21 protein-coding genes and 1 pseudogene are annotated in these 25,798 nt (G+C 69.6%); 13 read left to right on the top strand and 9 right to left on the bottom strand.

Going from position 1 to position 25,798, the window contains the following annotated elements:
- Positions 1-27 precede the first annotated feature (27 nt).
- Together nirB and ACVK00_RS10865 are read right to left on the bottom strand one after the other, a co-directional pair.
- A complete protein-coding gene (nirB, locus tag ACVK00_RS10870) occupies positions 28-2,619 on the bottom strand; it encodes a nitrite reductase large subunit NirB (RefSeq protein ID WP_284889288.1) in 2,592 nt (863 codons plus the stop codon).
- Between the two features lie 21 nt (positions 2,620-2,640).
- Positions 2,641-3,966, bottom strand: coding sequence for an MFS transporter (locus ACVK00_RS10865; protein ID WP_284889286.1), 1,326 nt, complete (start codon positions 3,964-3,966; stop codon positions 2,641-2,643).
- A 677-nt stretch (positions 3,967-4,643) separates the two neighbouring features.
- On the opposite strand from ACVK00_RS10865, the gene cobA reads away from it, so the two are divergent.
- From cobA to ACVK00_RS10830, 7 genes are all read left to right on the top strand, one after another.
- Positions 4,644-5,414, top strand: a complete 771-nt coding sequence (cobA, locus tag ACVK00_RS10860; RefSeq protein ID WP_284889284.1) for a uroporphyrinogen-III C-methyltransferase — start codon at positions 4,644-4,646, stop codon at positions 5,412-5,414.
- 165 nt (positions 5,415-5,579) lie between these two features.
- Complete coding sequence (locus tag ACVK00_RS10855; RefSeq protein ID WP_011658941.1) at positions 5,580-6,176, top strand: ANTAR domain-containing response regulator; 597 nt, start codon at positions 5,580-5,582, stop codon at positions 6,174-6,176.
- Positions 6,177-6,181: 5 nt separating this feature from the next.
- Complete coding sequence (locus ACVK00_RS10850; protein WP_284889277.1) at positions 6,182-7,225, top strand: CmpA/NrtA family ABC transporter substrate-binding protein; 1,044 nt, start codon at positions 6,182-6,184, stop codon at positions 7,223-7,225.
- Positions 7,226-7,392: 167 nt separating this feature from the next.
- Positions 7,393-7,992: a uracil-DNA glycosylase family protein gene (locus ACVK00_RS10845; protein WP_284889275.1), complete on the top strand. Its 600-nt coding sequence runs from the start codon at positions 7,393-7,395 to the stop codon at positions 7,990-7,992.
- Between the two features lie 32 nt (positions 7,993-8,024).
- Positions 8,025-8,813: a YkgJ family cysteine cluster protein gene (locus ACVK00_RS10840; RefSeq protein WP_284889273.1), complete on the top strand. Its 789-nt coding sequence runs from the start codon at positions 8,025-8,027 to the stop codon at positions 8,811-8,813.
- 127 nt (positions 8,814-8,940) lie between these two features.
- Positions 8,941-9,882: a helix-turn-helix transcriptional regulator gene (locus ACVK00_RS10835; protein WP_126225501.1), complete on the top strand. Its 942-nt coding sequence runs from the start codon at positions 8,941-8,943 to the stop codon at positions 9,880-9,882.
- 129 nt (positions 9,883-10,011) lie between these two features.
- Entirely contained in the window at positions 10,012-10,710 is a 699-nt protein-coding gene (locus tag ACVK00_RS10830; RefSeq protein ID WP_175695040.1) for a fumarylacetoacetate hydrolase family protein, read from the top strand.
- Between the two features lie 118 nt (positions 10,711-10,828).
- Here the strand turns inward: ACVK00_RS10830 and ACVK00_RS10825 are convergent, their stop codons facing one another.
- The 4 genes from ACVK00_RS10825 to ACVK00_RS10810 form a co-directional block, all read right to left on the bottom strand.
- On the bottom strand, positions 10,829-12,040 hold the full coding sequence (locus tag ACVK00_RS10825; RefSeq protein ID WP_284889270.1) for an MFS transporter: 1,212 nt from the start codon (positions 12,038-12,040) through the stop codon (positions 10,829-10,831).
- A gap of 142 nt (positions 12,041-12,182) precedes the next feature.
- Complete coding sequence (locus ACVK00_RS10820) at positions 12,183-13,235, bottom strand: RNA-guided endonuclease InsQ/TnpB family protein (RefSeq protein ID WP_354123059.1); 1,053 nt, start codon at positions 13,233-13,235, stop codon at positions 12,183-12,185.
- Between the two features lie 220 nt (positions 13,236-13,455).
- Positions 13,456-15,072, bottom strand: a complete 1,617-nt coding sequence (locus ACVK00_RS10815; RefSeq protein ID WP_284889482.1) for a trypsin-like peptidase domain-containing protein — start codon at positions 15,070-15,072, stop codon at positions 13,456-13,458.
- Positions 15,073-15,344: 272 nt separating this feature from the next.
- The gene (locus ACVK00_RS10810) at positions 15,345-16,220 is read right to left on the bottom strand and encodes a LysR family transcriptional regulator (protein WP_228907856.1); all 876 of its coding nucleotides are present in this window, start codon (positions 16,218-16,220) and stop codon (positions 15,345-15,347) included.
- A 149-nt stretch (positions 16,221-16,369) separates the two neighbouring features.
- Here ACVK00_RS10810 and ACVK00_RS10805 point away from each other — a divergent pair, with 149 nt between their 5' ends.
- Complete coding sequence (locus ACVK00_RS10805) at positions 16,370-17,623, top strand: MFS transporter (protein ID WP_284889265.1); 1,254 nt, start codon at positions 16,370-16,372, stop codon at positions 17,621-17,623.
- A gap of 83 nt (positions 17,624-17,706) precedes the next feature.
- A pseudogene (locus ACVK00_RS10800) lies at positions 17,707-17,817 on the top strand (transcriptional regulator); the annotation flags it as partial.
- Positions 17,818-17,830: 13 nt separating this feature from the next.
- On the opposite strand, the gene pdxR reads toward ACVK00_RS10800, so the two are convergent.
- Positions 17,831-19,303, bottom strand: coding sequence for a MocR-like pyridoxine biosynthesis transcription factor PdxR (gene pdxR, locus ACVK00_RS10795; RefSeq protein ID WP_284889263.1), 1,473 nt, complete (start codon positions 19,301-19,303; stop codon positions 17,831-17,833).
- A 312-nt stretch (positions 19,304-19,615) separates the two neighbouring features.
- Here pdxR and ACVK00_RS10790 point away from each other — a divergent pair, with 312 nt between their 5' ends.
- Positions 19,616-20,815 carry a GNAT family N-acetyltransferase gene (locus ACVK00_RS10790; RefSeq protein ID WP_284889262.1) on the top strand — a complete coding sequence of 400 codons (1,200 nt, stop codon included), beginning with the start codon at positions 19,616-19,618 and terminating at the stop codon, positions 20,813-20,815.
- 23 nt (positions 20,816-20,838) lie between these two features.
- On the opposite strand, the gene ACVK00_RS10785 is transcribed toward ACVK00_RS10790, so the two are convergent.
- Positions 20,839-21,291, bottom strand: a complete 453-nt coding sequence (locus tag ACVK00_RS10785; RefSeq protein ID WP_284889260.1) for a DUF3331 domain-containing protein — start codon at positions 21,289-21,291, stop codon at positions 20,839-20,841.
- Between the two features lie 491 nt (positions 21,292-21,782).
- Between ACVK00_RS10785 and ACVK00_RS10780 the strand changes: the two genes are divergently transcribed.
- From ACVK00_RS10780 to ACVK00_RS10770, 3 genes are all read left to right on the top strand, one after another.
- On the top strand, positions 21,783-22,847 hold the full coding sequence (locus ACVK00_RS10780) for a 2,3-butanediol dehydrogenase (protein WP_284889480.1): 1,065 nt from the start codon (positions 21,783-21,785) through the stop codon (positions 22,845-22,847).
- 229 nt (positions 22,848-23,076) lie between these two features.
- Positions 23,077-23,733, top strand: a complete 657-nt coding sequence (locus ACVK00_RS10775; protein ID WP_228907861.1) for a VC0807 family protein — start codon at positions 23,077-23,079, stop codon at positions 23,731-23,733.
- 82 nt (positions 23,734-23,815) lie between these two features.
- On the top strand, positions 23,816-24,682 hold the full coding sequence (locus ACVK00_RS10770) for a CPBP family intramembrane glutamic endopeptidase (protein WP_284889257.1): 867 nt from the start codon (positions 23,816-23,818) through the stop codon (positions 24,680-24,682).
- 45 nt (positions 24,683-24,727) lie between these two features.
- Here ACVK00_RS10770 and ACVK00_RS10765 read toward each other — a convergent pair whose 3' ends face one another.
- On the bottom strand, positions 24,728-25,708 hold the full coding sequence (locus ACVK00_RS10765; protein WP_126225509.1) for an aldo/keto reductase: 981 nt from the start codon (positions 25,706-25,708) through the stop codon (positions 24,728-24,730).
- Between the last annotated feature and the right edge of the window lie 90 nt (positions 25,709-25,798).

Here is a 25,798-nt window from a genome sequence, read left to right as displayed (position 1 = left end):
TGGAAAAGACACGGGTGTCGGTCAGGGTCAAACAGTTGCCGATTCGGTTGCGGATTCGGTGGCCGCTTCGGCGACGACGGGAATCCGGACGGGCCTGCCGCCGACGCGCTCGTCGGGCGTCGCGGGACGGATCTGGCCGCGCGTCTCGACGAAGGCGATGTTCGCGTCGGGCGCGTCGCTGTTCACGAAGTGGCGGAAGCGCTTGCGCGTTTCCGGATCGGTGACGGCCTTCTTCCATTCGCATTCGTAGGTGTCGACCACGTGCTGCATGTCGGCCTCGAGTTCGGCCGCGATGCCGAGCTTGTCGTGCACGACGACGTCGGTCAGGTAGTCGAGCCCGCCTTCGAGGTTGTCGCGCCACACGCTGGTGCGCTGCAGCCGGTCGGCGGTGCGCACGTAGAACATCAGGAAGCGGTCGATGTAGCGGATCAGCGTGGCACGGTCGAGGTCGGACGCGATCAGTTCCGCGTGGCGCGGCTTCATCCCGCCGTTGCCGCACACGTATAGGTTCCAGCCCTTCTCGGTCGCGATGATCCCGATGTCCTTGCCTTGCGCTTCCGCGCACTCGCGCGTGCAGCCCGACACGCCGAACTTGATCTTGTGCGGCGCGCGCAAGCCCTTGTAGCGGTTCTCGATGTCGATCGCGAGGCCGACCGAATCGTCGACGCCGTAGCGGCACCACGTCGAGCCGACGCACGACTTCACGGTGCGCACCGACTTGCCGTATGCATGGCCCGATTCGAAGCCCGCGGCGATCAACTCTTCCCAGATCGACGGCAACTGCTCGACGCGCGCGCCGAACAGGTCGACGCGCTGGCCGCCCGTGATCTTCGTGTAGAGGCCGTACTTGCGCGCGACCTGGCCGACCGCGATCAGCCCTTCCGGCGTCACCTCGCCGCCCGGCATGCGCGGCACGACCGAGTACGTGCCGTCGCGCTGGATGTTCGCGAGGTAGTAGTCGTTCGAGTCCTGCAGCCCCGCATGCTCCTTCTTCAGCACGAACTCGTTGAAGCACGACGCGAGGATGCCCGCGACGGCCGGCTTGCACACGTCGCAGCCGAGCCCGCGACCGTGCTTCGCGAGCAGTTCGCCGAAGGTCGTGATGCGCTCGACGCGGATCAGGTGGAACAGCTCCTGGCGCGAATGCGCGAAGTGCTCGCACAGATGGTTGTTGACCGCGAGGCCCTGCTTCTTCATCTCGGCCTTCATGATCTGCGTGACGAGCGGCACGCAGCCGCCGCACGACGTGCCCGCGCCCGTGCACGATTTCAGTGCGCCGAGGCTCGTCGCGCCGTCGGCCACCGCCGCGCAGATCTGCGACTTCGACACGTTGTTGCACGAGCAGATCTGCGCGCCTTCCGGCAGCGCATCCACGCCGATCGCGGGCTTGGCCGCGCCGTCCGACGACGGCAGGATCAGGAATTCCGGCGACTCGGGCAGCTCGATCCGGTTCAGCATCATCTGTAGCAGCGTGCCGTATTCGGCCGCGTCGCCGACCATCACCGCGCCGTGCAGGAACTTGCCGCAATCCGACACCACCAGCTTCTTGTAGACCTGGCGACGCTCGTCCGCATACTGGTAGGTGCGGCTGCCGGCCGTCGTGCCGTGCGCGTCGCCGATGCTCGCGACGTCGACGCCCATCAGCTTGAGCTTCGTGCTCATGTCGGCGCCGGCGAACGCGGCCGCTTCGTCGGCGTCGCCGCCGAGCTGCTTCGCGACCACGCGCGCCATGTCGTAGCCCGGCGCGACGAGGCCGTACACCATCCCGTTCCAGGCCGCGCATTCGCCGATCGCGTAGATGTCGGCGTCGCTCGTGCGGCACGCGTCGTCGATCGCGACGCCGCCGCGCGGGCCGATCTCCAGACCGCACGCGCGTGCCAGTTCGTCGCGCGCGCGGATGCCGGCCGAGAACACGATCATGTCGGCGTCGAGATGCGAGCCGTCGGCGAACGCCATCCGGTGCGTACCGGCTTCACCGTCGACGATCTCGAGCGTGTTCTTGCCCGTATGCACGGTCACGCCGAGCGCCTCGATCTTCGCGCGCAGCATCCGGCCGCCACCGTCGTCGACCTGCACGGCCATCAGTCGCGGCGCGAATTCGACGACGTGCGTCTCGAGCCCCATGTCGCGCAGCGCCTTCGCGCATTCGAGGCCGAGCAGCCCGCCGCCGACCACCACGCCACGCTTCGCGTGCGCGCCGCACGCCTGCATCGCCTCGAGATCCTCGATCGTCCGGTACACGAAGCAGCCCGCGCGGTCGTGGCCCGGCATCGGCGGCACGAACGGACGCGAGCCCGTCGCGAGCACCAGCTTGTCGTACGCGAGCGTCTCGCCCGACGCGAGCGTGACCGTGTGCGCGGCGCGGTCGATCGACGCGACGCACGCGTTCAAGCGCAGGTCGAACTGCGGATGCCGTTCGAAGAAGCCGGGCTCGACGAGCGACAGGTCGTCCGCCGACTTGCCCGCGAAGAATTCCGACAGGTGCACGCGGTCGTACGCCGGACGCGGCTCCTCGCCGAGCACCGTGACCTGCAGCGCATCCGCCGCGCCGGCTTGCGCCGCGACGCATTCGAGGAGCTTGTGGCCGACCATCCCGTGGCCGATGACGATGAGTTTCATGATGGCGTTTCCCTCGGTCGATCAGTTCGCGGCTTGGGCGGTGGCCAGCGCGCGATCGCGCAGCTCGGCCTCGCGCGCCTTGTGTTCTTCGCTGAAGCGCACGGCCATCGCGCACAATGCGGTCGCGGTGACGGCGAGCCCGAGCAGGCTCAGCGTGTGCTGCACGTCGCCGACGCCCTTCAGCAGGAACGACGCGGCCACCGCGCCGACGTTGCCGCCCGCGCCGATGATCCCCGCGACGCCGCCGAGCGCCTTGCGGTCGATGAACGGCACGAGCGCATAGGTCGCGCCGCAGGCCATGTGCGTGAAGAGGCCGAAGGTCAGCATCGCGACGAGCGCCATGCCGATGCCTTGCGCATGCGAGAACCAGATCAGCCCGAGCCCTTCGCCGATGATCAGCGCGCACAGCAGCGCCGCGCGCACGTCGAGGCTGCGGCGCGCGGCGATCTTGTCCGACAGCCAGCCGCCGAGCGCGCGGGCGAACAGCGCGAGCATCCCGAACAGGCCAACCGCGAAGCCTGCATCCTTCAGCGACAGGTGGAAGTGGTCGACGTAGTACAGCGCGGCGATGTTGTGGATGAACACCTCCACGCCGAAGCACGCGCCGTAGGTGACGAACAGCATCCACACGCGATAGTTGCCGCACGCCGTGAAGAAGCTCGCCCAGCCGCCCTTCTTGCCGCTGTCGATCGTCACGCCCTGCTTGCGCAGCGCGACGAAGTCGCCTTGCGGGCAGTCCTGCGTGAAGCGCCAGTACGCCCATGCCATCACGAGCATCGCGATGCCCGGCACGACCAGCGCGATGCGCCACGACGCGCTGTCACCGAAGCCGAGGATCAGGCCGGCCGCGACGAGCAGCGGCATCATCGCCTGCGTCGCGCCCGCACCGGCGTTGCCCCAGCCGGCCGTCGTCGCGTTCGCGGTGCCGACCACGTTCGGCGCGAACATCACCGACGTGTGGTATTGCGTGATCACGAAGCCCGCGCCGATCGCGCCGATGCCGAGGCGGCAGATCAGGAACCACAGGTAATCGTGCGTGAACGACACCGCGAACACGGGAATCGCGCCGAGCACGAGCAGCCCGGCGTACACGCGGCGCGGGCCGAAGCGGTCGCACATCGGGCCGACCAGCAGCCGCACGGCGATCGTCGCGGCCACCGCGGCGATGTTGATGTTCGCGACCTGCGCCGCGGTGAGATGGAATTCGCGCGCGATCAGCGGCATCAGCGGCGCGCACGCGAACCATGCGAAGAAGCACACGAAGAACGCCATCCACGTCATGTGGAAGGCGCGCATCGGCGCGGTGCGGAACGAGAAGAGATCGATACGGGTAGCTTTGTCGGTCATGTCATCCGCCAAACGAAAAACGGCGTCCTGCGCACCCGGTCTCGTCGAGAGATCCGATGCGTAGGACGCCGTTGCCCATGAAGAAGCCCGTTGCCGGGCGCGTTCAGTAATCGGTACTGCGGACGAATCGCCATTGATTCGCCCGAACCAGCTAATGCAAGCGCCGTGCCATGTCGCCGTGAATCGCGCCGAAAGCCCCGCCGCACAACGCTCGCCGCCCGCCGCTCGCCTCTTTGCGGCGCGCCGCGCGCGGTTCGTTGGAATGCATCGAGGCACAGATGTGGTGCGCTGCAGCACTGTCGCCGTGCGACATCGCGGTGCGCACTGACGGGGGCGTGATGCATGCCGATGCGTCATCGCGTGCACCCTGACCCTTCGACCGCATGCGTGTGCAGCGCCGACGCAGCCATCGGGCGGCGCATGCCGGCACGCGCGCCGCACCGTTCGCGCAGGCTGGCCCGGATATTGCTGAATTCATGGCACACACCGGCAACGGAGCCGGTGGGCGGCCCCCCGCAATGCGGGCGCGCCGTCGCAGGCAGGTACAGCAGACCCGGACAACGACGTCCCTCCCGTGCACGGCACGGCCGGATGCCGTGGTCGCTTCGACCGCCCGCCGCCGCCGCGCGCACCGATACGCTCTCGACCGCCGCACGCACGCGGTACAGGAACACGACATGACGACTGGCAAAGTCACGCTGCTGGGCGCCGGCCCCGGCGATCCCGATCTCCTCACGCTGAAGGCCGTGAAGGCGCTGGCAGCCGCCGACGTGCTGCTGCTCGACGATCTCGTCGCGCCCGGCATCGTCGAACTCGCGCCGCACGCGCGCGTGATCCGCGTCGGCAAGCGCGGCGGCTGCCGCTCCACGCCGCAGGCGTTCATCGAGCGGCTGATGCGCCGCTACGCGCTGCGCGGCGCGCACGTCGTGCGCGTCAAGGGCGGCGATGCGCTGCTGTTCGGCCGCGCCGGCGAAGAACTCGCGACGCTGCGCGCCGCCGCGATTCCGGTGGACATCATCAACGGCATCTCGTCGGGATTCGCGGCGGCCGCGAGCCTCGGCATCTCGCTCACGCACCGCGAGCACTGCCAGGGCGTCACGTTCGTCACCGCGCACCGCCAGGACCACGGCGAGCCCGATTGGGCGGCGCTCGCGGCCACCGGCACCACGCTCGCGATCTACATGGGGATGAGCCGCGTCGACAGCATCGCGGCCGGCCTGCTCGCCGCCTTGCCTGCGTCGACGCCGGCCGCCGCCGTGCAATGGGCCGGCACGTCGCACGAGCGCCGCTGGACCGGCACGCTCGGCGGCCTCGCACGCGGCGTCGCGGCAGCGGGGCTCGGCAGCCCGGCGGTGATCCTCGTCGGCGGCGCGATCGGCGAAGCCGCCGTGCAGTGCGTGCCGGATGCGGGCACCGCGATCGAAACAGCGTTGTCCCGTGCCGCGTAGCATGTTCGACGCCACGCGGCACCGACCGCCCACCTATCATGAAAACAGCGGTGCCGATTGCGCCGGCCGCCGGACCGCCGCGTGCTGCGGCGGCCCGGTTTCTGCACGAGGCCGCCGCGCCCGATCCGCGCATCGCACCACGAATTCGCCGCCGCCGTTCGCCTCATGAGTACGCCTGTTCCTCCCCTCCGCCTGCGCGTGCTGCTCGTCACCGACACCGACAAGCCGATCGGCGAACTCGGTGACGCGCTCGCGCGCCTCGGCTACGAAATGCTCAACGACGTCGCCACGCCCGCGCGGCTGCCCGCCGCCGTCGAGGAGCAGCGCCCCGACGTCGTGATCATCGATACCGATTCGCCGTCGCGCGACACGCTCGAGCAACTCGCCGTGATGCACGCCACGGCGCCGCGCCCCGTGCTGATGTTCAGCCACGATGCCGACCAGGACCTGATTCACGCGGCGGTCGGCGCGGGCGTCAGCGCGTATCTCGTCGAAGGGCTGTCGGCCGAGCGTCTCGCGCCGATCCTCGAAGTCGCGCTCGCGCGCTTCTCGCACGACGATGCGCTGCGCCGCCGGCTCGCCGACGTCGAGCGCGAACTCGCCGAGCGCAAGCTGATCGACCGCGCGAAGCGCCTGCTGATGGACCAGCGCAAGCTGTCCGAACACGATGCGTATGCGTTCCTGCGCAAACGCGCGATGGATCAGGGGCTGCGCATCGTCGACGTCGCCCGGCAACTGTACGACGCGTCATCTCAATCTTGAATGCCATGACATCTTCGCCTCCCGCCGCGCCGGAACGCGCGCATCTTCGTCTCGGGTTCGTCGCGCTGAGCGACGCGGCCCCGCTGATCGTCGCGCAGCAGCTGAATCTCGGCGCACGCCATGGCCTGACGCTGGAACTGAGCCGCCAGCCGTCGTGGGCCACCGTGCGCGACAAGCTGCTGACCGGCGAGCTCGACGCCGCGCATGCGCTGTACGGGCTCGTGTGCGGGCTGCAGCTCGGCATCGGCGGCCCGCGGACCGACATGGCCGCGCTGATGGTGCTGAACCGCAACGGCCAGGCGATCACGTTCGCGCGCGGCCTGGCCGACGCGTATCGCGAAAGCGGCGACGTGCGCGCAGCGCTCGCGACGCTCGGCCGCAAGCCGCTGCTCGCGCAGACCTTCCCGACCGGCACGCATGCGATGTGGCTGAATCATTGGCTCGCGTCGCACGGCGTCGATCCGCTGCGCGACGTGCGCAGCGTCGTGATTCCGCCGCCCGAGATGGTCGCGGCGCTCGCGAGCGGCGAGCTCGACGGCTTCTGCGCGGGCGAGCCGTGGCACGCGGTGGCCGAGGCCTGCGGCGCGGGCCGGACCGTCGCCGTCACGAGCGAGATCTGGCCCGATCATCCGGAGAAGGTGCTCGCCGCGCGGCGCGAATTCGTCGCGCTGTATCCGGCCACGGCGCGCGCGCTGATCCGCACGCTCGTCGATGCGTGCGCGTGGCTGGACGATCCTGCGCACCGCCGCGAGGCGGCCGGCTGGCTGGCGTCGCCCGACGCGCTCGGCGTGCCGGCCCGGCTGATCGCGCCGCGTCTGCTCGGCGACTACGGCGCGGGGCCGTTCGCGCAGCCGCCGCTGCCGATCCGCTTCCACGACGGCGGCGCCGTGAACCGGCCGGATCCGCGCGATGGCCAGTGGTTCCTGTCGCAATACCGGCGCTGGGGCATGCTCGACGGCACGCACGACGACGCAGGGATCGCCGCGGCGATCGCGCAGACGGCGTTGTATGATGCTGCGGTCGCCGAAGGCGGTTCAGCAGACGCGTGATCCTCCCGATACGCAGGATGCCGGCGCCATAGGGCCGCAGGGTCGACGCACCGCGCGATGCCGCGACCTGCGGAACGCCTGACGCGGTGCGTCGGGTGGCCCAGGCCCCCCGCGTCGCCCGGAGGCCCAGGTATCCGCGCCGCCCCTTCCGTCCCCGTTCAGAATCGATGCCGAAACAAACGCGCACGCCGCTCGACGTGCTGCTCACTGAAATCCGCGCGTGCCGCGCCTGCGAAGCCGACCTGCCGCTCGGCCCGCGTCCCGTCGTGCGCGCCCATCGCGACGCGCGCGTCCTGATCGTCGGGCAGGCGCCCGGCGCCCGCGTCCATGCGAGCGGGATCCCGTGGGACGATGCGAGCGGCAAGCGGCTGCGCGACTGGCTGGGCGTCGACGCCGACACCTTCTACGACGAGACGCGCTTCGCGATCGTGCCGATGGGCTTCTGCTACCCGGGCCGCGGCGCGAGCGGAGACAACCCGCCGCGCCCCGAATGCGCGCAACTGTGGATCGACCGGCTGATCGCCGAACTGCCGTCGATCCAGCTGACGCTGCTGATCGGCCAGTACGCGCAACGGCATTTCCTGCGCGCCACGCGCAAGGCGACGCTGACCGACACCGTGCAGGCGTGGCGCGACTACGGCCCCGACGTGCTGCCGCTGCCGCATCCGTCGCCGCGCAACCAGGCGTGGTTCAAACATCATCCGTGGTTCGACGCCGAGGTCGTGCCCGAGCTGCGCCGGCGCGTCGCGCCGCTGGTGGCGGCCTGACGGCAGCCGGTCGCACCGCGCTTCCCATCGACATGAATCAGAACGACATCGACTTTTCATGCACCGGCTGCGGCCGCTGCTGCCACGACCTGCGCATCCCGCTGACCATCGCCGAGGCCGTTGCGTGGCTGCGGCGCGGCGGCCACGTGGAGTTGCTGTGCGACGCCATGCCATGGCCCGTCGAACCGGCCGCCGACGACGCGTTCGCCGCGTACAAGCGGGCACGTTCGTCGCCCGCGCTCAGCGGCACGCTGCCGATACGGGTCACCGCCATGCTCACCGCGTCGCATGCGGGGCCATGCCCGAACCTGCGCGACGACCTGCGCTGCGGCATCTACGACGAACGACCGCTGGTGTGCCGGATCTACCCGGCCGAGGTCAATCCGTTCGTGCCGCTGATGCCGGACGGCAAGCAGTGCCCGCCCGACGCGTGGCAGCACGCGCCGCTCGCCCGTCACGGCACGATCGTCGATGTGCAAACGCGCGAGAACATCGCGCGCTCGCGGGAAGCAAGCGCGGCGGAGGCGCCGCTGCGCGCGCGACTGTGCGCGGCGCTCGGCATCGATGCCGCGGCCGTCGCGAACGAAGGCTTCGCGATTCATGCGCCGCCCGCCGACAGCCTGTTGTCCGAACTGAGCGCGCTGCCCGATCCGTACACGGCGGCGGCGGTGGTCGGCGATCGCGCGACTCCGGCGTGGACGCTGCTGACGAATCGCACCGCAACTGCCGACACGCTCCGCTCGGTCGGCGCATCCGGCCGGCTCGCGAACGACGAGGCCGGCACCCGCTACCGCTACCTCGGCTTTCATCCGGCGACGTAATTCGCCGTCGCCGCGCGGAGCACCCCGCCAACCCGACCGGCCCGCGCGGATCGACCGGCGGATTCCGGCCGCGCGCGGTTCGCTGTACCATCGCGGCTCAACCGCGTCACGAACAGCAGAATCCTTCATGCCCTCCACCGCCCCGCCGCGCCTGTACGGGATGCCCGAACGCAGCGACCGGCTCGATTTCTACATCCGCGACCAGGCGTCGCGCCAGGCGATCACCGAGCCGCACCGTCACGCCTATTTCCAGATCCAGTTCAACCTCGGCGGCGACACCGAGCAGCGGATCGGCGGCGTCACGCGGCCGTTTCCGCGCGGCGCGCTCGCGTTCGTGCTGCCGCACCGCGAGCACCTGATTCCGCATCCGGACGGCGCGCACTTCATCGTGATCAACTTCAGCCAGGCGTTCCTGCGCGCCGATCTCGACGTCGATCCGCTCGATCTCGAGGACGTTCCCGCGCACCGCTTTCCCGAGCTGACGCCGTTCCGCTTCCAGGAACATCTCGACTTCATCCTGACCGGCGACGCGTTCGACGAGGCGCGCCGCCTCGCGCTCTGCATGCTCGACGCCGATCGCGTGCGCACGTTCGGCTCGACCACGCTGCTGCGCGGCTACCTGCTGCAGTTGATCGGGCTCGTCTGCACGCAGTACGCGGGCGCGCTCGACAAGCTCGCGCAGCGCGGCGCCCAGCGCGCGGGCCGGCGCGACGCACTCGCGCGCGTGCTGCGCCACGTGCGCGCGAACCTGACCCGCGAGGACCTGACGCTCGCGGCCACCGCCGAGGCCGCATTCCTGTCGCCGAACTACCTCGCGCATCTGGTGCGCAAGGAAACCGGCAGCACCTTCACCGACCTCGTGACCGAGCGCCGGATCGCGCTCGCGCAATCGCTGCTCGCGCATACGAGTCGCCGCATCGCGGACATCGCGCGCTCGGTCGGCTTCCGCGACGAAGGGTATTTCGCGCGGCGCTTCCGCGCGCGGGTCGGCGTGTCGCCGAAGGCGTACCGGGACGCCAACGCCGCGTTGCCGGACGCCGACGCGGCGCCGGCGGCCGGCGACGCGTAGATTTGTCCGGTTAAAACGCAGTTGCGTCGCATCCGGGCGCACACGCGTCGGGTATCGTTCCATGCATGCCGGCCCGCGGCGCACTGCGCGGGCGGCGGCATCCGTCTTTCCATCGAACGAGGCCATCCGATGTCCGCATACGTCATCGACGCTTCCGAGCGTCCTTCCGTCGAAGTCGATCAGTCGTCCGCGCGCTTTCCGGTGCGCCGCGTGTTCTGCGTCGGCCGCAACTACGCCGATCACGCGCGCGAAATGGGCGCCGATCCCGACCGCGAACCGCCGTTCTTCTTCACGAAGCCGGCCGACGCGATCGTCCCGGCCGGCGGCACCGTCCCGTATCCGCCGCTGACCAGCGACCTGCATCACGAAATCGAGCTGGTCGTCGCGATCGGCAAGGACGGCCGGTCGATCGACCCGGCCGATGCGCTGTCGCATGTGTGGGGCTATGGCGTCGGCGTCGACCTCACGCGCCGCGACCTGCAGGCCGAGGCAAAGAAACTGAGCCGGCCGTGGGACTGGGCGAAGGGCTTCGACGCGTCGGGCCCCGTGACCGCGCTGCGCGCGGCGAGCGTCACCGGCCATCCGGCAAGCGGGCGGATCTGGCTCGCGGTGAACGGCGAAACGCGCCAGCAAGGCGATCTCGCCGACATGATCTGGGCCGTACCGGACGTGATCGCGTACGTGTCGCGCTCGGTCGAGCTGAAGGCCGGCGACCTGATCTTCACCGGCACGCCGGCGGGCGTCGGCGCGCTGCAGCCGGGCGATCGCGTGACGGGCGGCGTCGATGGGGTGGCGGCGTTCGAATTCGTGATGGGGGCGAAGCCGTAACGGGATATCCAGGCCCACGCGACGCGACGTCCATCCGACGGCCGTTGCGTCGATCCCTGCCGATCCGGGCGGCGAAGCCATCGCGCCGGATCGGCCTGCCGTTCATGCCTGCCGTCGATCACGCATCCTGTTCGCGTGCGTCGAGGATTCGGATGCACCCCGCCGCCGCCAACGCGATTGCCGCGGACAGCAACATCACGACCAAAGGCGCATAACCCGCGTTGCCGACGGTCAGGACCGCGCCCGTCAGCGACGACAGCGCGGCTCCGCCCGCGATCGTCATCGCCCCGACCAGCCCCGATGCGCTACCGGCCAGGTCCGGCCGCACCGACATCGCGCCGGCATGCGCACCGGGATTCGACAGCCCGTTGCCGACGCCGATCAGCACGCACGGCCCGAACCATGCGATCGCATGCGTCGCACCGCCAAAAAACAGCGCGAGCCCGATCACCGGTCCCATGCAGGCGACCACGCGTGCGCACAGGATCGTCGCGGCGAGCGGATAGCGATGCGCGTGACGCGCGGCCAGAAAGCTGCCGCACACGAAGCCGGCCGTGATCGTCCCCATGTACAAGCCAGCTTCCGCCGGCGGGATGCCGAACTTCGCTTGCGCGGCGAGCGGCGCGCCGGCCAGGAACGCGTAGAACGCGCCGGTTGAAAATGCCATGCAAAGCGCATACGCCCAGAAGCGGCGCGCACGCAGCAGCGCCGGATACGCGCGAAGCTGATGAGCAAGAGTCGTGGCGCGCTTCGTATGGGTCTCCGCGAGATCGAACCCGCACCAGCCGAGCAGCGCGATACCCGCTGCGCCGAGCAGCCAGAAGCTCGACCGCCAGCCGACCGTCTGATCGAGCGCGCCGCCGAGCGTCGGGCCGATCATCGGTGCGAACGCGGCCGCCATCGCCGCGTAGCCGATGCGGCTCGCCGCGCGTTCGCCGCCGGTGGTGTCACGCAGTGTCGCCATCGACACCGGATAGACCGACGTGATCGCCGCCTGCATCAGCCGGCACGCGAGGAACATGCGGATATCGGTCGCCATCGCGCAGCCCAGCGACCCGAGCGTGAAGACACCGAGGCTCGCCAGCATGATCGGCCGTCGCCCGAACCGGTCCGACAACGGCCCCATCACGAACTCGAGCGATGCGGCAACCGCCGCGTATCCGCCGAGCGCGAGCGCGACGAGCCCGTAGTCGGCGTGCAGGTCGCGCGCGATCGCAGGCAGCGACGGCAGCAACATGCTCAACGGCAGCACGGAGAACGCGCACAACAGGATCAGCGTCGCGTGTCGGGGCGAAGCCGGTTCGGAAGCGATCGGCAGGTTCGGTTGCAAGCGGATGCCCTCCTCGCACGCGCCGCGTGGCCGTGCGCGATGCAAAAAAAACCCCCGAGCAAGTCGGGGGCGCATGGGTGCCGGCGCGGTGCCGCTACCGGACCCTGCGCCTGCGTACTACCACGTTGACGTCCTCACCCGCCTAAAGGCAGGTGATTCCCACACCTGGCGATGCACGTCCGCATCGGAGAATGTTCATCGCAGCGTTGGTATCTCGATCATGCACGACACCACAGTCACTGCAGGCCCACTCTCTCATTCTCAGTCCCGCGATACCTTTCGGCCGCGTCGTGCTGTCTTTCGATCCGCACGACGAACAGGACTGGGTAGAACCGCTTTCGTCCACTTCCTCGAACGTGGCCCCGTGCGCGATCGCTTTGTAGCGGAGCTTGTTTCGGAAGGACGACCAGGATGCGTCGTAGACGCTCTTCGCCATCCTGGTTCTGGCAAGTTTGACGGCAGACACGTTGCCGACCGCGATGTAATCGAAACGCCGCACCAGATCGAGCGCGAGCTTGTGCTGGAAATCGGCACGGGCATTCGCCACCTTGGCGTGCAGCTTCGCGATATGCCGCTTGTGCTTGCGCGCCCGTTGAGCTTTCGCAAGCTTCTCGGCCGCGCATCGGCCGAACCGATCGTTAGGCAGCTTCTCGCCGGTCGAAAGTGTGGCGAAGTCTTTCAAGCCGAGATCGATGCCGACACCGGAATGGACCGGGCGGGCCTGAACATCCGGCATCTCAATCGCGATGTTGAGAAACCAGTTGCCGCGTGCATCCTGCGCAAAGTTGGTCCCGTCCTTGATCTTGCCTTCGGGAAGCGGTCGGCTGTTGAACACGCGAAACGTGTTGCCGGCGAAACGGAACGCGTCACCCTCGCGCTTCAGGTCACGCCCCTTCAGCGGCACCCAGCCCAGCGATTTCCTGCCGCGATAGCGCAGGTAGGGCCGACGGTGCTGGCTGCGCGACTTCGCGTATTGCTCGCACGTCGCGTTGATCGTGCCGGAGTGGATGCCCAGCGCCTTGCTGCTCCCCGTCGTCAGCACGTTCAGATCAAAACCCGTCGGCCATTTCTTGCTCCACTTGAGCGCGTGCTTCTGCGTGTCATTGCAGAAGTTCCAGACGTAGTTCACCGCACGGCTCTGCTTGTTGAGCAGTCCGTTGAGCGACTTCACGCGGTAGCGGTAGACAAGGATCATGCCGGTGATCCTAACCCGTGCAAGAAGCTGCCTGTCAACAGCACTCCTTTCCTTCCCGCCATCCGCCCCGAAGGAAGTCCCCTTGGGGGAAATGGCGGGGTTTCTCGGAGCAAATTCTGATGAAGTTTGCCGCTTTCATGCCGGATGGCTCCTGAACGCCCGAAACACGGGCAGCGATGTCGGACGATGTTAGGCGCACGCCCGCGCTCCCGTCAACGCCCTACCGCGCCCGCACGGACACGAACTTGCGCGCGTTCTCGCGCTGGATCAGCACGGCGATCACGCCGCCGCTCGCTTCGAGCGCCGGCACGTCTTCCGGCGTTTCGAGCAGCGTGTCGTTGAGTTCCAGCACGACGTCGCCCGGCCGGATGCCCGCGCGCGCGGCCGGCCCGTGCACCGCATCCACCATCATCCCGACCGCGAGCCCGGTCGAACGCCGTTCGGCATCGCTCAGCGGATGCATCGTCAGCCCGAGCCGATCGCCGCCATCAGCCGGCCGTGCGGCGGCCATCGCCACGCCGGCGGCGCCGGCAGCACCTACCGTGCCTGCGCTGCCCGTCGCGGGCGCGTTGTAGGTCGCGTTGTAAGCCGCGTTGTCGATCGCGTCACCGGCCGCCGCTCCCGTGACCGTCAGCCGCATCGACGTGCGGTTGCGGATCAGCCGCAGCGGTGCCTTCCCGCCAGGCGGCAACGCGGCGGCCAGGTCGTTCAGCTCGGCAGACTGGCCGATCGGCTTGTCGCCGAACTGCACGATCACGTCGCCGGGCTTCACGCCGGCCGCGGCGGCCGGCGAGCCGGGATCGACGCCGTTGACGAGCGCGCCGACCGGACGCGGCAGCCCGAACGCGGCGGCCAACCCGGCGCCCACATCCTGAACGTCGACGCCCAGCGCGTTGCCCGACGACGCGCGCTGCGCCTGCGCGTTGGTCCGCATCTGCGCCTGTGCTTGCGCACGCACCTTCATGGCGAACGCGATCGGAATCGCGAACGTCGTGCTCGCGTAGCGGTCGGCGCCGGTATACACCTGCACCGCGATGCCGATCACCTCGCCCGCGCGGTTGAACACGGGGCCGCCCGAGTTGTCGGGATTCACCGCGATGTCGGTCTGGAAGAACGGAAACGCGGTGCCGTCCGGCAGCGGATGCGACGTCGCACTGACGATGCCGGCCGTGACCGTATTGCCCGAGCCGTCCGGCGCGCCGATCGTCATCACCGGTTCGCCGGCGCGCACCCGAGCCGAATCGCCGATGCGCACGACCGGCAGCTTCGTCGCGTCGACGCGCAGCACCGCGACGTCGCTCTGCGGATCGACGGCCAGCACCGTCGCCTTCAGGTCACGACGATCGGCCAGTCGCACCGTGACGTCGGTCGCGTCGGCGACGACATGCGCGGACGTCAGGATCAGCCCGTCGGCGCTGACGATGAAGCCCGAGCCGCTGCCCGCGATCGCGCGCGGCGACGTATCGGGCAACGGCGCCTGCGGGCCTTGCCCGGACATGGGTGGTGGCGGAGGCGGCGGCGGCGGCGCGCCGCGGCGGAAGAACCCGGCGAGCGGATCGTCGGGTTCGAGAATCGCGAAGGACGGCCCGCCGGGCTGCTGGTCGGGGCCGGTGGTCATGATGGTCACGACCGCCGGGCCGTAGCGATCGACGATCGCCGGGAAGTCGACCGGCGTCGAGTAGGCCCGTGTGGTGGGCCTGCCCTTCATGACAGGCGGTGTGGCGGGCGTCGCGACGGTCCCGGCACGGGTTGGCGGCGACGACGACAAAATGCCGGCGAATACGCCCCCGATCAACGCGGTGCGAAGCACGGCGCGAGCAAGCGTCTGGCGAACCACGGTGCACCTCCCCCGGCAGTCGCGGCGACGTCCCGCGCGAGACACGCGGACGCCCGGCAGGCGCCGGTACACGCATCCATTTATAGTCCACGCCGCCTCGGCGATACACGATTCGAAACCCGCATGCCGAGCGGTCGAATGGCGGCAAAACCGCGACAGCGTTCGTTCCGGGCAAGTTTCGCGGTTCGTCAATCAGAATATTCACCGCAAATTGCATGCGATGCGCTGGCCGCGACAGGTCCCGCACCGCCGTCGCGCACCACCGTCCCGCGCTACCAGGCAAGCGCCAGAAAATTGCGCACCACCGCCGACGGATCATCGCGTCGCGACGCGATGGCCAGCCTCGCGCGCAACCCATTGCCCGCGACGAGCCGATACACGACGCCCGCGACCTGCACCTGCGTAATCGCCTTCGGCACGATCGACACGCCGAGCCCGGCCGCGACGAGCGTCACCGCCGACGTGATCTGAGGCGCGGGCTGCGCCATGCGCGGTTGAAACCCGGCGGCATTGCACGCGGCGACGATGTCGTCGAACAGCGCACTGCCGGCTTCGCGCGGCACCTGCACGAACGCCTCGTCGGCCAGCTCCGCCAGATCGATCCGACGCCGCTGCGCGAGCCGATGCCCGACCGGCAACGCGACGAACATCGGCTCCTCGTCCCAGTCCGCTGCCAGCAACGTATCGGCGATACGCCGCTCGGGACGCACGATCGCGACATCGAGCCGCCCGGCCTCCAGCGCCTCGAGCAGCACGCCGGAGGTCGCCTCCTGCAACGTCAGCTCGGTGTCCGGAAACGCTTCGCGAAAGCGGCGAAGCAGGTCGGCCACTTTCGAATTGAACGCCGCCGTCCCGGTAAAACCGACGCGAAGCTGCCCGATTTCCCCGCGCGCGGCCCGCTTTGCCGCCCGTGCCGCGCGCTCGGCGTCGTCGAGCACGCGCCGTGCCTCTTCCGCGAACACCTCACCGGCGACGGTCAGTTCGGCGCCGCGTGCGGTCCGCTTGAACAGTTCCACGCCGAGTTCGCTCTCGAGCGCCTTGATCTGCTGGCTCAGCGGCGGCTGCCCCATGCCGAGCGTTTCCGCGGCCTTCGTGAAGTTCGACGTGGCAGCCACGGCCAGAAAATATCGGAGATGCCGAAGTTCCATGCGCGATGTGATCCCGGGGTGGATGGAAGCGCGACGCGCGCCGCCAGGTCAGTCGTAAAACGTATCGCTACGGTTCATTTCATATATTGGACATATGTGTGAGCGTGCGCAAGAATTCGGGGTATTCCCTAGCCAATCGGGTGCAAACCATGTCTTCCCCTGCGATTCCGCCCGCCGCGACCCGCATCCCGAACGCCACGCCGGATGCGCTGCCCGCGGGCGTGTCGCCGCGCTCGGCGGCCTACAAGCGCATCGCGCTGGCGCTCTTCCTGGCCGGCTTTTCCACCTTCTCGTTGCTGTACTGCGTCCAGCCGTTGCTGCCCGCGTTCGCGCGCGAATTCCATCTCGGCGCGGCGTCGAGCTCGCTGTCCCTGTCGCTGTCGACCGGGATGCTGGCGGTCTCCATCCTGTGCGCCGGCGCGCTGTCCGAACGCGTCGGGCGGCGCGGGCTGATGTTCGCGTCGATGACGCTGGCCGCGCTGTTCAACGTGCTGGCGGCGATTTCGCCGAACTGGAACCTGCTGCTGATCTGGCGCGCGCTCGAGGGTTTCGCGCTCGGCGGCGTCCCGGCGGTGGCGATGGCCTATCTCGCCGAGGAAATCGCGCCCGACGGGCTCGGGCTGTCGATGGGGCTGTATGTCGGCGGCACCGCGTTCGGCGGCATGGTCGGACGGATCGGGATGAGCGCGCTCGAAGAGTACTTCTCGTGGCGCACCGCGATGCTGACGATCGGCGTCGTCGACCTCGTCGCGGCGATCGCGTTCGTGATGCTGCTGCCGCAATCGCGCCGCTTCGTGAAGCGAACCGACCTGACGCTGCGCCATCACCTGCGGCTATGGAACGCGCAACTGCATCACGCGCGGCTGCCGTTCGTGTTCGCGATCGGCTTTCTCGTGATGGGCTCGTTCGTGACGGTGTACAACTACGCCGGGTTCCGGCTGACGGCCGCGCCGTTCAACCTGAGCACGACCGCCTGCGGGCTGATCTTCGGCGCCTACCTGTTCGGGATGGTGTCCTCGTCGAGCGCGGGCGCCCTCGCCGATCGTCTCGGGCGCGCGCCCGTCCTCGTCAGCGGCATTCTCGTGTTCGCGGCCGGCCTCGCGCTGACGCTGTCGCATTCGCTCGTCGCGATCATCGTCGGGATCGTGCTGATCACGATCGGCTTCTTCGTCGCCCATGCGGTCGCGAGCGGCTGGGTCGGGCACCTTGCCGGATCCGCGAAGGGGCACGCCGCGTCGCTGTATTTGCTGGCCTATTACCTCGGGTCGAGCGTGCTGGGCTCGGCCGGCGGCACGTTCTGGCAACACGGCGCGTGGGGCGCGGTGGTCGCGTATGTCGCGGTGTTGCTCGCATTGAGCCTGGTGGCCGCGCGCCGGATCATTCGCGCGGAACGCGTGCGGTAAGCGGCGGCACGTCACGCGCGGGCCGGCACACCGCCCGTCGGCCACTTGCGGCTCGACGCCGCGATCTGCTGTTCGGAGATCCCCACCCTCTCGCGATCGCGACCGAGGCGATCGCCGACTACCAGGAACGCGTGTCGCTACCCTGCTTCCAGTGGCATCACGCGGCCGTTGTGCCGGCCGACCACCCGCTGCTTGCGCCGCAGTCGTTCAATCCCCCGCGACCCGATGCGCGATCGCCGACAAGGTCCGCAGCATCGGCGCGAACGCATCGGCCGACGTATTGCCGAAGCCGAGCACGAGCCCGTTGGCCGCCGACGTCGCGTGGAGCGAAAACCCCGACAGCGGAAACGGCCCGATGCCATGCTCGCGTGCCGCTTCGACGATCGCACGGTCGCGATAGCGCGCCGGCAGCCGCAGCGCCAGATGCAGCCCGCACGGCCCGCCCTCGACCTGATGCGGCGCGGTGAATGCATCGTCCAGCGCGGCGAGCAGCGCGCGTCGCCGGTCGCGATACAGCCGGCGCATCCGCCCGAGATGCCGCCCGTACTCCCCCGACTCGATGAAATCGGCGAGCGCGAGCTGCACATGGCGCGTCCCGCCGCGCAGCATCTCCGGCAGCGCCGGCCGCACCGCGGCCAGCAGCGCGTCGGGCAGCACCAGAAAGCCGATCCGCAGCGCGGGAAACATCGTCTTGCTGAACGAGCCGAGATAGACGACCGGCGAATCGGCCGCGAGCCCCTGCAACGCGCCGATCGGCTCGCCGGTGTGACGAAACTCGCTGTCGTAGTCGTCCTCGATGATCCACGCGCGATGCCGGCGCGCGGCGCCGATCAGCGCGAGCCGGCGCGAGATCGACAACACCGCGCCGGTCGGAAACTGGTTCGACGGCGTCGTATAGACGAGCCGCGGCGTCCGTTCGCGCCAGTCCGCGTCTTCCGCGCGCAGCCCCTCCGCGTCGACCGGCATCGGCACGACGTCGAGATCGGCCGCCTGCATGGCGGTGCGCGCGCCGCGATAACCGGGCTCCTCGACCCAGACCGTATCGCCGGGATTCGTCAGCAGCTGCGCGCACAGCGCGATCGCGCCCTGTGCGCCTTCGGTGATCACGATCTGCTCGGGATCGCAGCGCACGCCGCGCGTCACGGCCAGGTGGCGCGCGATCGACTCGCGCAGCGCGCGCTCGCCGAGCGGGTCGCCGTACGCGAGCAGGTCGCGGCCGGCGCGGCGCAGCGCGCGGTCGATCGCGTGCCGCCACGCATCGATCGGGAAATGCGACAGCGCGGGCACGCCCGGCCGAAAGGCGTCCGACTCGCCGGTGCCGATCAGGCTCGGACGCATCCGGCCGAGCCGTTGCGCGACGACCGGCGGCGCGGCCCGCCGACGCGGCGGCGCCGGCCGCGACAGGCCCACCACGCGCGTGCCGCGACGATCGGATTGCAGGAAGCCTTCGGCGACGAGTTGCTCGTAGACGGCCGCCGTCGTGTTGCGCGACACGCCGAGCGTCTCGGCCAGCGCGCGCGTGCCGGGCAGCCGCGTGCCGGCCGGCATCGCGCCACCGAGAATCGCGTCGCGCACGCGGCGCAGCAATTGCCGCTGCAAGGAAGGCGCACCGGCCGTGCGCGCGAGCGGCGCGTCGAGCGGCAATAGCGGCGCGGTGCTGGAAGGAAGGTCGGTCGTCATCAGCGTATGGCGGCGTGGAGGTCTCGGTGCATGGCGCGGCAATCGATGGCGCAATCACGGCGCCGTCGCTGGCACCCACGTGGCGCCCCGTGACACCATAAATCCTGGGTATGGCGGCGTGGAAGTCTCGGTGCATGGTGCGGCGATCGCGGCGCAATCACGGCACCGTCGCGGGCACCGACATGGCGCCACTGCGGCACCCCGTGGCACCATAAATTCACCGTTGCCTGGCGCTTCTCATGGTACCTCGCCGGGACTACGATCGTCTGCATGCCGGCATGTCGCCGGCCGCCAACCGAAGCGAGATCGACCTTGTCCACGCTCACCAACGACTTCCAGCAGCCGATCGGCCGCCCCGTTCCCGACTGGTCCGCGCGCCCGCGCCCGGAGCGCATCGTGCTCGAGGGCCGCTACTGCCGCCTCGAACCGCTCGACGTCGACCGCCATGCCGCCGACCTGTACGCCGCGTACGCGCAGGCGCCGGACGGCGCCGACTGGACCTATCTCGCGCACGGTCCGTACGCCGACGAGTCGAGCTACCGCGACTACGCGCGCGGCGCGGCGGCGAGCGCCGATCCGCTGCACTACACGGTGATCGACCGCGCGACGAACCGCGCGGTCGGCACGCTCGCGCTGATGCGCATCGATCCGGCCAACGGCGTGATCGAGGTCGGCTCCGTCACGTTCTCGCCGCTGCTCAAACGCACGCCGATTTCGACCGAAGCGCAGTACCTGCTGATGCAGTACGCGTTCGACACGCTCGGCTACCGGCGCTACGAATGGAAGTGCGACGACCTGAACGAGCCGTCGCGCAAGGCCGCCGCCCGGCTCGGCTTCCGTTACGAAGGCACGTTCCGGCAGGCGATCATCTACAAGGGACGCAATCGCGACACCGCCTGGTTCTCGATCGTCGACGGCGAATGGCCGGCCGTGCGCGCCGCGTTCGAAGCCTGGCTCGCGCCGGAGAACTTCGACGCCGAGGGCGCGCAGCGCGAGTCGCTCGTCGCGATCCGCCACGCGCAGGCGCGTGCCCGCGACGCGGCCGGCCGTGCGAACGACGCGACGCGCGTCACGGTCCGGCCGCTCGTCGCCGCCGACGAAGCCGCGTGGCGCCCGCTGTGGCAGGGTTATCAGAAGTTCTACGAGACCGCGCTGAGCGACGCCGTGTTCGCGACGACGTGGGCACGCTTGATGGATCCCGCCGAACCGATGTTCGTGCTCGGCGCATTCGACGCGTCGGGTGCGCTGGTCGGCATCGTGCACGCGATCTACCACCGCTCGTGCTGGACCGAAGGGCCGTACTGCTACCTGCAGGACCTGTTCACGGCGGCCGACGCCCGCGGGCAAGGCGCCGGCGGCGCGCTGATCGAGGCCGTGTACGAGCGGGCCCGCGAAGCCGGTGCGAGCCGCGTGTACTGGCTCACGCACGAAACCAATACGGCCGCCCGGGCGCTGTACGACAAGCTCGCGAACAACGCGGGGTTCATCCAGTACCGGAAGGATCTCAAGTAACGCGCAGGCGCATCCGGCGGCGTTCAGCCGAGGACGTCGACCGGATCCGCCGCCTCGCCGCAGGCCGGCGCAGCGTGACGCACGATGCCGGCCGCGCCCGGCACCGACGCGGGGCGGATCATCTCGTCGCCGTTGACGGGTACTGGCCGCCGCACCGGCCGGTACACCGGCTCGCCCGGCTCGATCGGCTGCCCCGAGATCGCGCAGCGGCCCGCCTGCGATGCGACGCGCAAGCGCCAGCGTTGCTCGCCGTAATGGCAGCGCCCGCTTTCGCTCCAGCGCACCAGCAAGCCGTTGTCGCCGGCCTCCAGGACCGTGACGAACAGTTGCGGCCGCAACGGTGAAACGCCAGGCGCGACAGGCTCCGGAACCGATGCGCGATCGTCGTTCGCCGACGGCATGACGTCCCGCTCGTCGGCTAGCAGCATGTGATACGACACGTATTCGCAGATCAGGCTTTCGATGAAGTTCGGCATGCTTGACGACATTCCGGGAAGATTGAAACGGGCCGCGCTCCGCGCGATCGGGCTGCCGCAGATGATACAAATTGAAGTTAACTTCAAGTAAAGGGAAACGTACGCAACGATGCGTTTCGCTGATCGGCACAATGGGCTAGCACCACGGCGTGCGACTGCGACCCCGGCCGAGCCACGCGTCTCGCATTTCGTCTCAAACGGCTGAGACGAATGTCCCGGCGTCTCACGCGAACCACGCCATCGCAATCGCAGCAAATTCCGCGCGCGATTCACACGGCATCGCCAGATGCCAACGCAAGACGCCCTGCTGCACCGCACACCACCGCCCCGCCTCGCTCGCCACCGGAGCACCGATTCAAGCTGGCCCCGTTCCTGCATATCGCTTGCTCGCGCAATCGCGCGACGGACGCACCGGCCGCTTGCCGCGCGTCCGACGACAACCTGACGGAGACAGCAACGTGAGCACACCGGCATCGAACACCGCACCCAGCATGAAGGCCGCCGTCTGGCACGGCCGCAACGACATCCGCGTCGAAGAGGTTCCCGTTCCGGCGCACCCGCCGGCCGGCTGGGTCCAGATCCGCGTGCACTGGTGCGGCATCTGCGGCTCCGACCTGCACGAATACGTCGCCGGGCCCGTGTTCATCCCGGTCGACGCGCCGCACCCGCTGACGGGCCTGAAGGGCCAGTGCATCCTCGGCCACGAGTTCAGCGGCGAAATCGCGGCGCTCGGCGCGGGCGTGACGGGCTTCGCGCCCGGCGACCGTGTGACGGCCGACGCGTGCCAGCATTGCGGCACCTGCTGGTATTGCAAGCACGGGCTGTACAACATCTGCGAGAACCTCGCGTTCACCGGGCTGATGAACAACGGCGCGTTCGCCGAATACGTGAACGTGCCAGCCGAGCTGCTGTACAAGCTGCCCGACCACTTCCCGACCGAGGCCGGCGCGCTGATCGAACCGCTCGCGGTCGGGCTGCATGCGGTGAAGAAGGCCGGCAACATCGTCGGCCAGACCGTCGTCGTGGTCGGCGCCGGCACGATCGGCCTGTGCACGATCATGTGCGCGAAGGCCGCGGGCGCCGGGCGCGTGATCGCGCTGGAAATGTCGGCCGCGCGCAAACAGAAGGCGCTGGAGGTCGGCGCAACGGTCGTGATCGACCCGAAGGCGTCGGACGCGATCGCGGAAATCAAGGCGCTGACGGGCGGCTACGGCGCCGACGTATCGTTCGAGTGCATCGGGCACACGGCCACCGCGCAGCTCGCGATCGACGTGATCCGCAAGGCCGGCAAGTCTGTGATGGTCGGCATCTTCGAGGAGCCGACGTCGTTCAACTTCTTCGACATCGTGTCGACCGAGAAGGAAGTGATCGGCTCGCTCGCGTACAACGGCGAATTCGCGGACGTGATCCGCTTCATCGCGGACGGCCGCATCGACGTGCAGCCGCTGATCACCGGGCGGATCACGCTCGGCGACATTGTCACGCACGGCTTCGAGGAGCTGGTCAACCACAAGGACCGGAACGTGAAGATCATCGTCCAGCCCGCGACGGCCTGACGAACCCGCGACCGGGCAACCGGGCAACCGGGCGATGATCGCCGCGTGACGGCCGGACGCGGCGCCGGGCGGCCCCCGCCAGCCTTAGCGCGACTCGCCGTCCGCCCGGCCCGCGCGCCCGCCCGGATTCGGTGCGTGCACAACGGCGTCGGGTGCGGCGCGCGGGGTCGGACTTCGATATACTCGAAGCGACATCACCGCCCCGCGCGCCACCCGCGCGCCCGCTTCCGTGAAACCACGAGCCGGCCTGATCCTCGAACTCTTCGTCAACCTGGTGCTGCCCTGGGTCGCCTACCGGGTCGCGCATCCGTATTTCGGCGAAACCGGCGCGCTGTACGCGTCCGCGATTCCGCCCATCGTCTGGTCCATCGTCGAATTCATCCGCTCGCGCCGCGTCGATGCGGTGGCCGCCGTCGTGCTGCTCGGCATCGCGCTGTCGATCGCCGGCATGGCGCTCGGCGGCAGCGCGCGCACGCTGCTGATGCGCGAATCGCTCGCGTCCGGCACGATCGGCGTCGTGTTCCTGCTGTCGCTGTTCCGCGATCGCCCGCTGATCTTCTACCTCGCCCGCGCGACGGTCGCCCGCGAGATGGCCGGTGGCGCCGCGCGTTTCGAGACGGTGTGGGCCGAGCAGCCGGGGCTACGCCAGATGCTCCGGCTGATGACCTTCGTGTGGGGCGCGTGCATGACGCTGGAGATGCTGCTGCGGCTGTGGATGGTCGTCACCTGGCCCGTCGAGCGCGTGCTCGTCGTGTCGCCGATCATGGGTTACACGGTGTTCGGCACGCTGCTGCTGTGGACCTTCTGGTACCGGCGGCGGATGCGCGAGCGCAACAGCGTCGACATCCCGACCCGCGACGGCGTCACCGAGATCGCCGGCCGTTGAGCGCCCGCCCCGCCCGCCCGGCGGCACGTCACGGTCGTTGGGGTATGATGCGCGGCGTCTCGTTCGACCCATGCATCGCCCCATGTCCCTTTGGCTTCTCCCGTGTGCCACGATCTGCCTCGCGCTGTTCGCTGCCGCCGCATTCGCGTGGCAGCGCCCGCTGCACGGCCCGAGCATCGCCGTCGCGGCGCTCGGCTATGCCGGCGCGCTGGCGTTCGGCAAACTCTCTCCGATCGTGCTCGCGCCGCTCGCGCTGCTCGTGGCCGCCGCCTGGGGCGTCGCGCCGGGCCGCCCGCTCGCGGTGCGGATCGCCGCGCACGTCGTGTTTGCCGCGCTCGCGATCGCGCTGAGCCTGCACCTGATTCCCGGCTTCCATAATCCACGCGTGATCGAGCCGACGCGCTTCACGCCGGACGCCGTGCCGTTCACGATGTACCTGAATTTCGACAAGCCACTGGTCGGCCTGTGGCTGCTGTGGGTGCTGCCGTGGGTCATGCCCGACGTCGCGCCGGCGCGCGCGCTGCGCACCGGTGCCGTGGCGGGCGTCGCAACGGCCGCGGTCTGCCTGGCCGGCGCGCTCGCGTTCGGGATGGTTGGCTGGGCGCCGAAATGGCCGGCGTCGGGCTGGATGTGGCTCGCCAACAACGTGCTGCTCGTCACGCTCGCCGAGGAAGCGCTGTTCCGCGGCTACGTGCAAGGCGGGCTCACGCGCGTGCTCGGCCGCTTCGGCTGGGGGCCGTGGGTCGCGCTCGCGATCGGCGCGCTGCTGTTCGGCGCCGCGCACGCGGCCGGCGGCTGGCACTGGATCGTACTCGGCACCGTGGCCGGCATCGGCTACGGCCTGGCATGGCGGCGCGGCGGGCTGCTCGCATCCGCGCTCGCGCACGCGGGGCTGAACGTGATCCACTTCGGGCTGTTCACGTACCCGATGCTCGCCGCCGCGCGCTAAGCGCCGTGGACGGCGGCGGCGCCCGCCGGTTTCGCTCGGTTGAACTCAGTTGAAACCGGCCACCGCGTGCGGCACGTACGGGCCTTCGAGCGCCGCGATTTCGTCGTCCGTCAGCTTCAGTTCCAACGCGCCGAGCGCATCGTCCAGATGATGCGGCTTCGAGATGCCGACGATCGGCGCGGTGATGCCGCGCTTGTGCGCGACCCACGCGAGCGCGACCTGCGCACGCGGCACGTTGCGCGCGGCGGCAATCGCCGCGACGGCCTCGACGATCGCGCGGTCGGCATCGGCCGTCGCGTCATAGAGCCGCTGGCCGACGTCGTCGCTCTGCTGCCGGCCGGACGACTCGTCCCAGTTGCGCGTCAGCCGGCCGCGCGCGAGCGGGCTCCACGGAATCACCGCGATGCCCTCGGCCTCGCACAGCGGCAGCATCTCCCGCTCCTCCTCGCGATACAGCAGGTTCACGTGGTTCTGCATGCTGACGAAGCGGGTCCAGCCGTTCTGCGTCGACGTATGCAGCGCCTTCGCGAACTGCCACGCGAACATCGACGACGCGCCGATGTAGCGCGCCTTGCCGGCCTTCACGACGTCGTGCAGCGCCTCGAGCGTCTCCTCGATCGGCGTGCCGTAATCCCAGCGGTGGATCTGGTACAGGTCGACGTAGTCGGTGCCGAGCCGCTTCAGGCTCTGGTCGATGTCGGTCATGATCGCCTTGCGCGACAGCCCCGCGCCGTTCGGCCCCGGCCGCATCCGGTAGAACACCTTGGTCGCGATCACGACGTCGTCGCGCTTCGCGAAGTCGCGCAGCGCGCGGCCGACGATCTCTTCCGACGTGCCGTCCGAATACATGTTCGCGGTATCGAAGAAATTGATGCCGGCCTCGATCGCGCGCTGGAGGATCGGGCGGCTTTCCGCTTCCGGCAGTGTCCACGGATGCGTGCCGCGCGACGGCTCGCCGAACGTCATGCAGCCCAGCACCAGCTTCGACACGTCCATCCCGGTCGACCCGAATTTCACGTATTCCATCGCTCGCCTCGTCATTGAAGTGGGGTTGCGGCCGGATGCGCGCCACGCTTCGGTGCACCGGGCACGGACGCCGGGGCGTGCATCCGCCGG

Source organism: Burkholderia sp. PvR073, assembly GCF_054055695.1.
Note: the sequence above shows the minus strand (reverse complement) of the source record. Positions and strands in the feature narration are given on the sequence as shown.

Excerpts from the sequence above, each read along its gene's own strand:
- nirB (WP_284889288.1), bottom strand. The coding sequence starts at position 2,619 with ATGAAACTCATCGTCATCGGCCACGGGATGGTCGGCCACAAGCTCCTC.
- ACVK00_RS10810 (WP_228907856.1), bottom strand. The coding sequence starts at position 16,220 with ATGGAACTTCGGCATCTCCGATATTTTCTGGCCGTGGCTGCCACGTCG.
- ACVK00_RS10865 (WP_284889286.1), bottom strand. The coding sequence starts at position 3,966 with ATGACCGACAAAGCTACCCGTATCGATCTCTTCTCGTTCCGCACCGCG.
- ACVK00_RS10785 (WP_284889260.1), bottom strand. The coding sequence starts at position 21,291 with ATGCCGAACTTCATCGAAAGCCTGATCTGCGAATACGTGTCGTATCAC.
- ACVK00_RS10830 (WP_175695040.1), top strand. The coding sequence starts at position 10,012 with ATGTCCGCATACGTCATCGACGCTTCCGAGCGTCCTTCCGTCGAAGTC.
- ACVK00_RS10770 (WP_284889257.1), top strand. The coding sequence starts at position 23,816 with ATGTCCCTTTGGCTTCTCCCGTGTGCCACGATCTGCCTCGCGCTGTTC.
- pdxR (WP_284889263.1), bottom strand. The coding sequence starts at position 19,303 with ATGACGACCGACCTTCCTTCCAGCACCGCGCCGCTATTGCCGCTCGAC.
- ACVK00_RS10765 (WP_126225509.1), bottom strand. The coding sequence starts at position 25,708 with ATGGAATACGTGAAATTCGGGTCGACCGGGATGGACGTGTCGAAGCTG.
- ACVK00_RS10855 (WP_011658941.1), top strand. The coding sequence starts at position 5,580 with ATGAGTACGCCTGTTCCTCCCCTCCGCCTGCGCGTGCTGCTCGTCACC.
- cobA (WP_284889284.1), top strand. The coding sequence starts at position 4,644 with ATGACGACTGGCAAAGTCACGCTGCTGGGCGCCGGCCCCGGCGATCCC.
- ACVK00_RS10835 (WP_126225501.1), top strand. The coding sequence starts at position 8,941 with ATGCCCTCCACCGCCCCGCCGCGCCTGTACGGGATGCCCGAACGCAGC.
- ACVK00_RS10820 (WP_354123059.1), bottom strand. The coding sequence starts at position 13,235 with ATGATCCTTGTCTACCGCTACCGCGTGAAGTCGCTCAACGGACTGCTC.
- ACVK00_RS10780 (WP_284889480.1), top strand. The coding sequence starts at position 21,783 with ATGAAGGCCGCCGTCTGGCACGGCCGCAACGACATCCGCGTCGAAGAG.
- ACVK00_RS10805 (WP_284889265.1), top strand. The coding sequence starts at position 16,370 with ATGTCTTCCCCTGCGATTCCGCCCGCCGCGACCCGCATCCCGAACGCC.
- ACVK00_RS10845 (WP_284889275.1), top strand. The coding sequence starts at position 7,393 with ATGCCGAAACAAACGCGCACGCCGCTCGACGTGCTGCTCACTGAAATC.
- ACVK00_RS10850 (WP_284889277.1), top strand. The coding sequence starts at position 6,182 with ATGACATCTTCGCCTCCCGCCGCGCCGGAACGCGCGCATCTTCGTCTC.
- ACVK00_RS10840 (WP_284889273.1), top strand. The coding sequence starts at position 8,025 with ATGAATCAGAACGACATCGACTTTTCATGCACCGGCTGCGGCCGCTGC.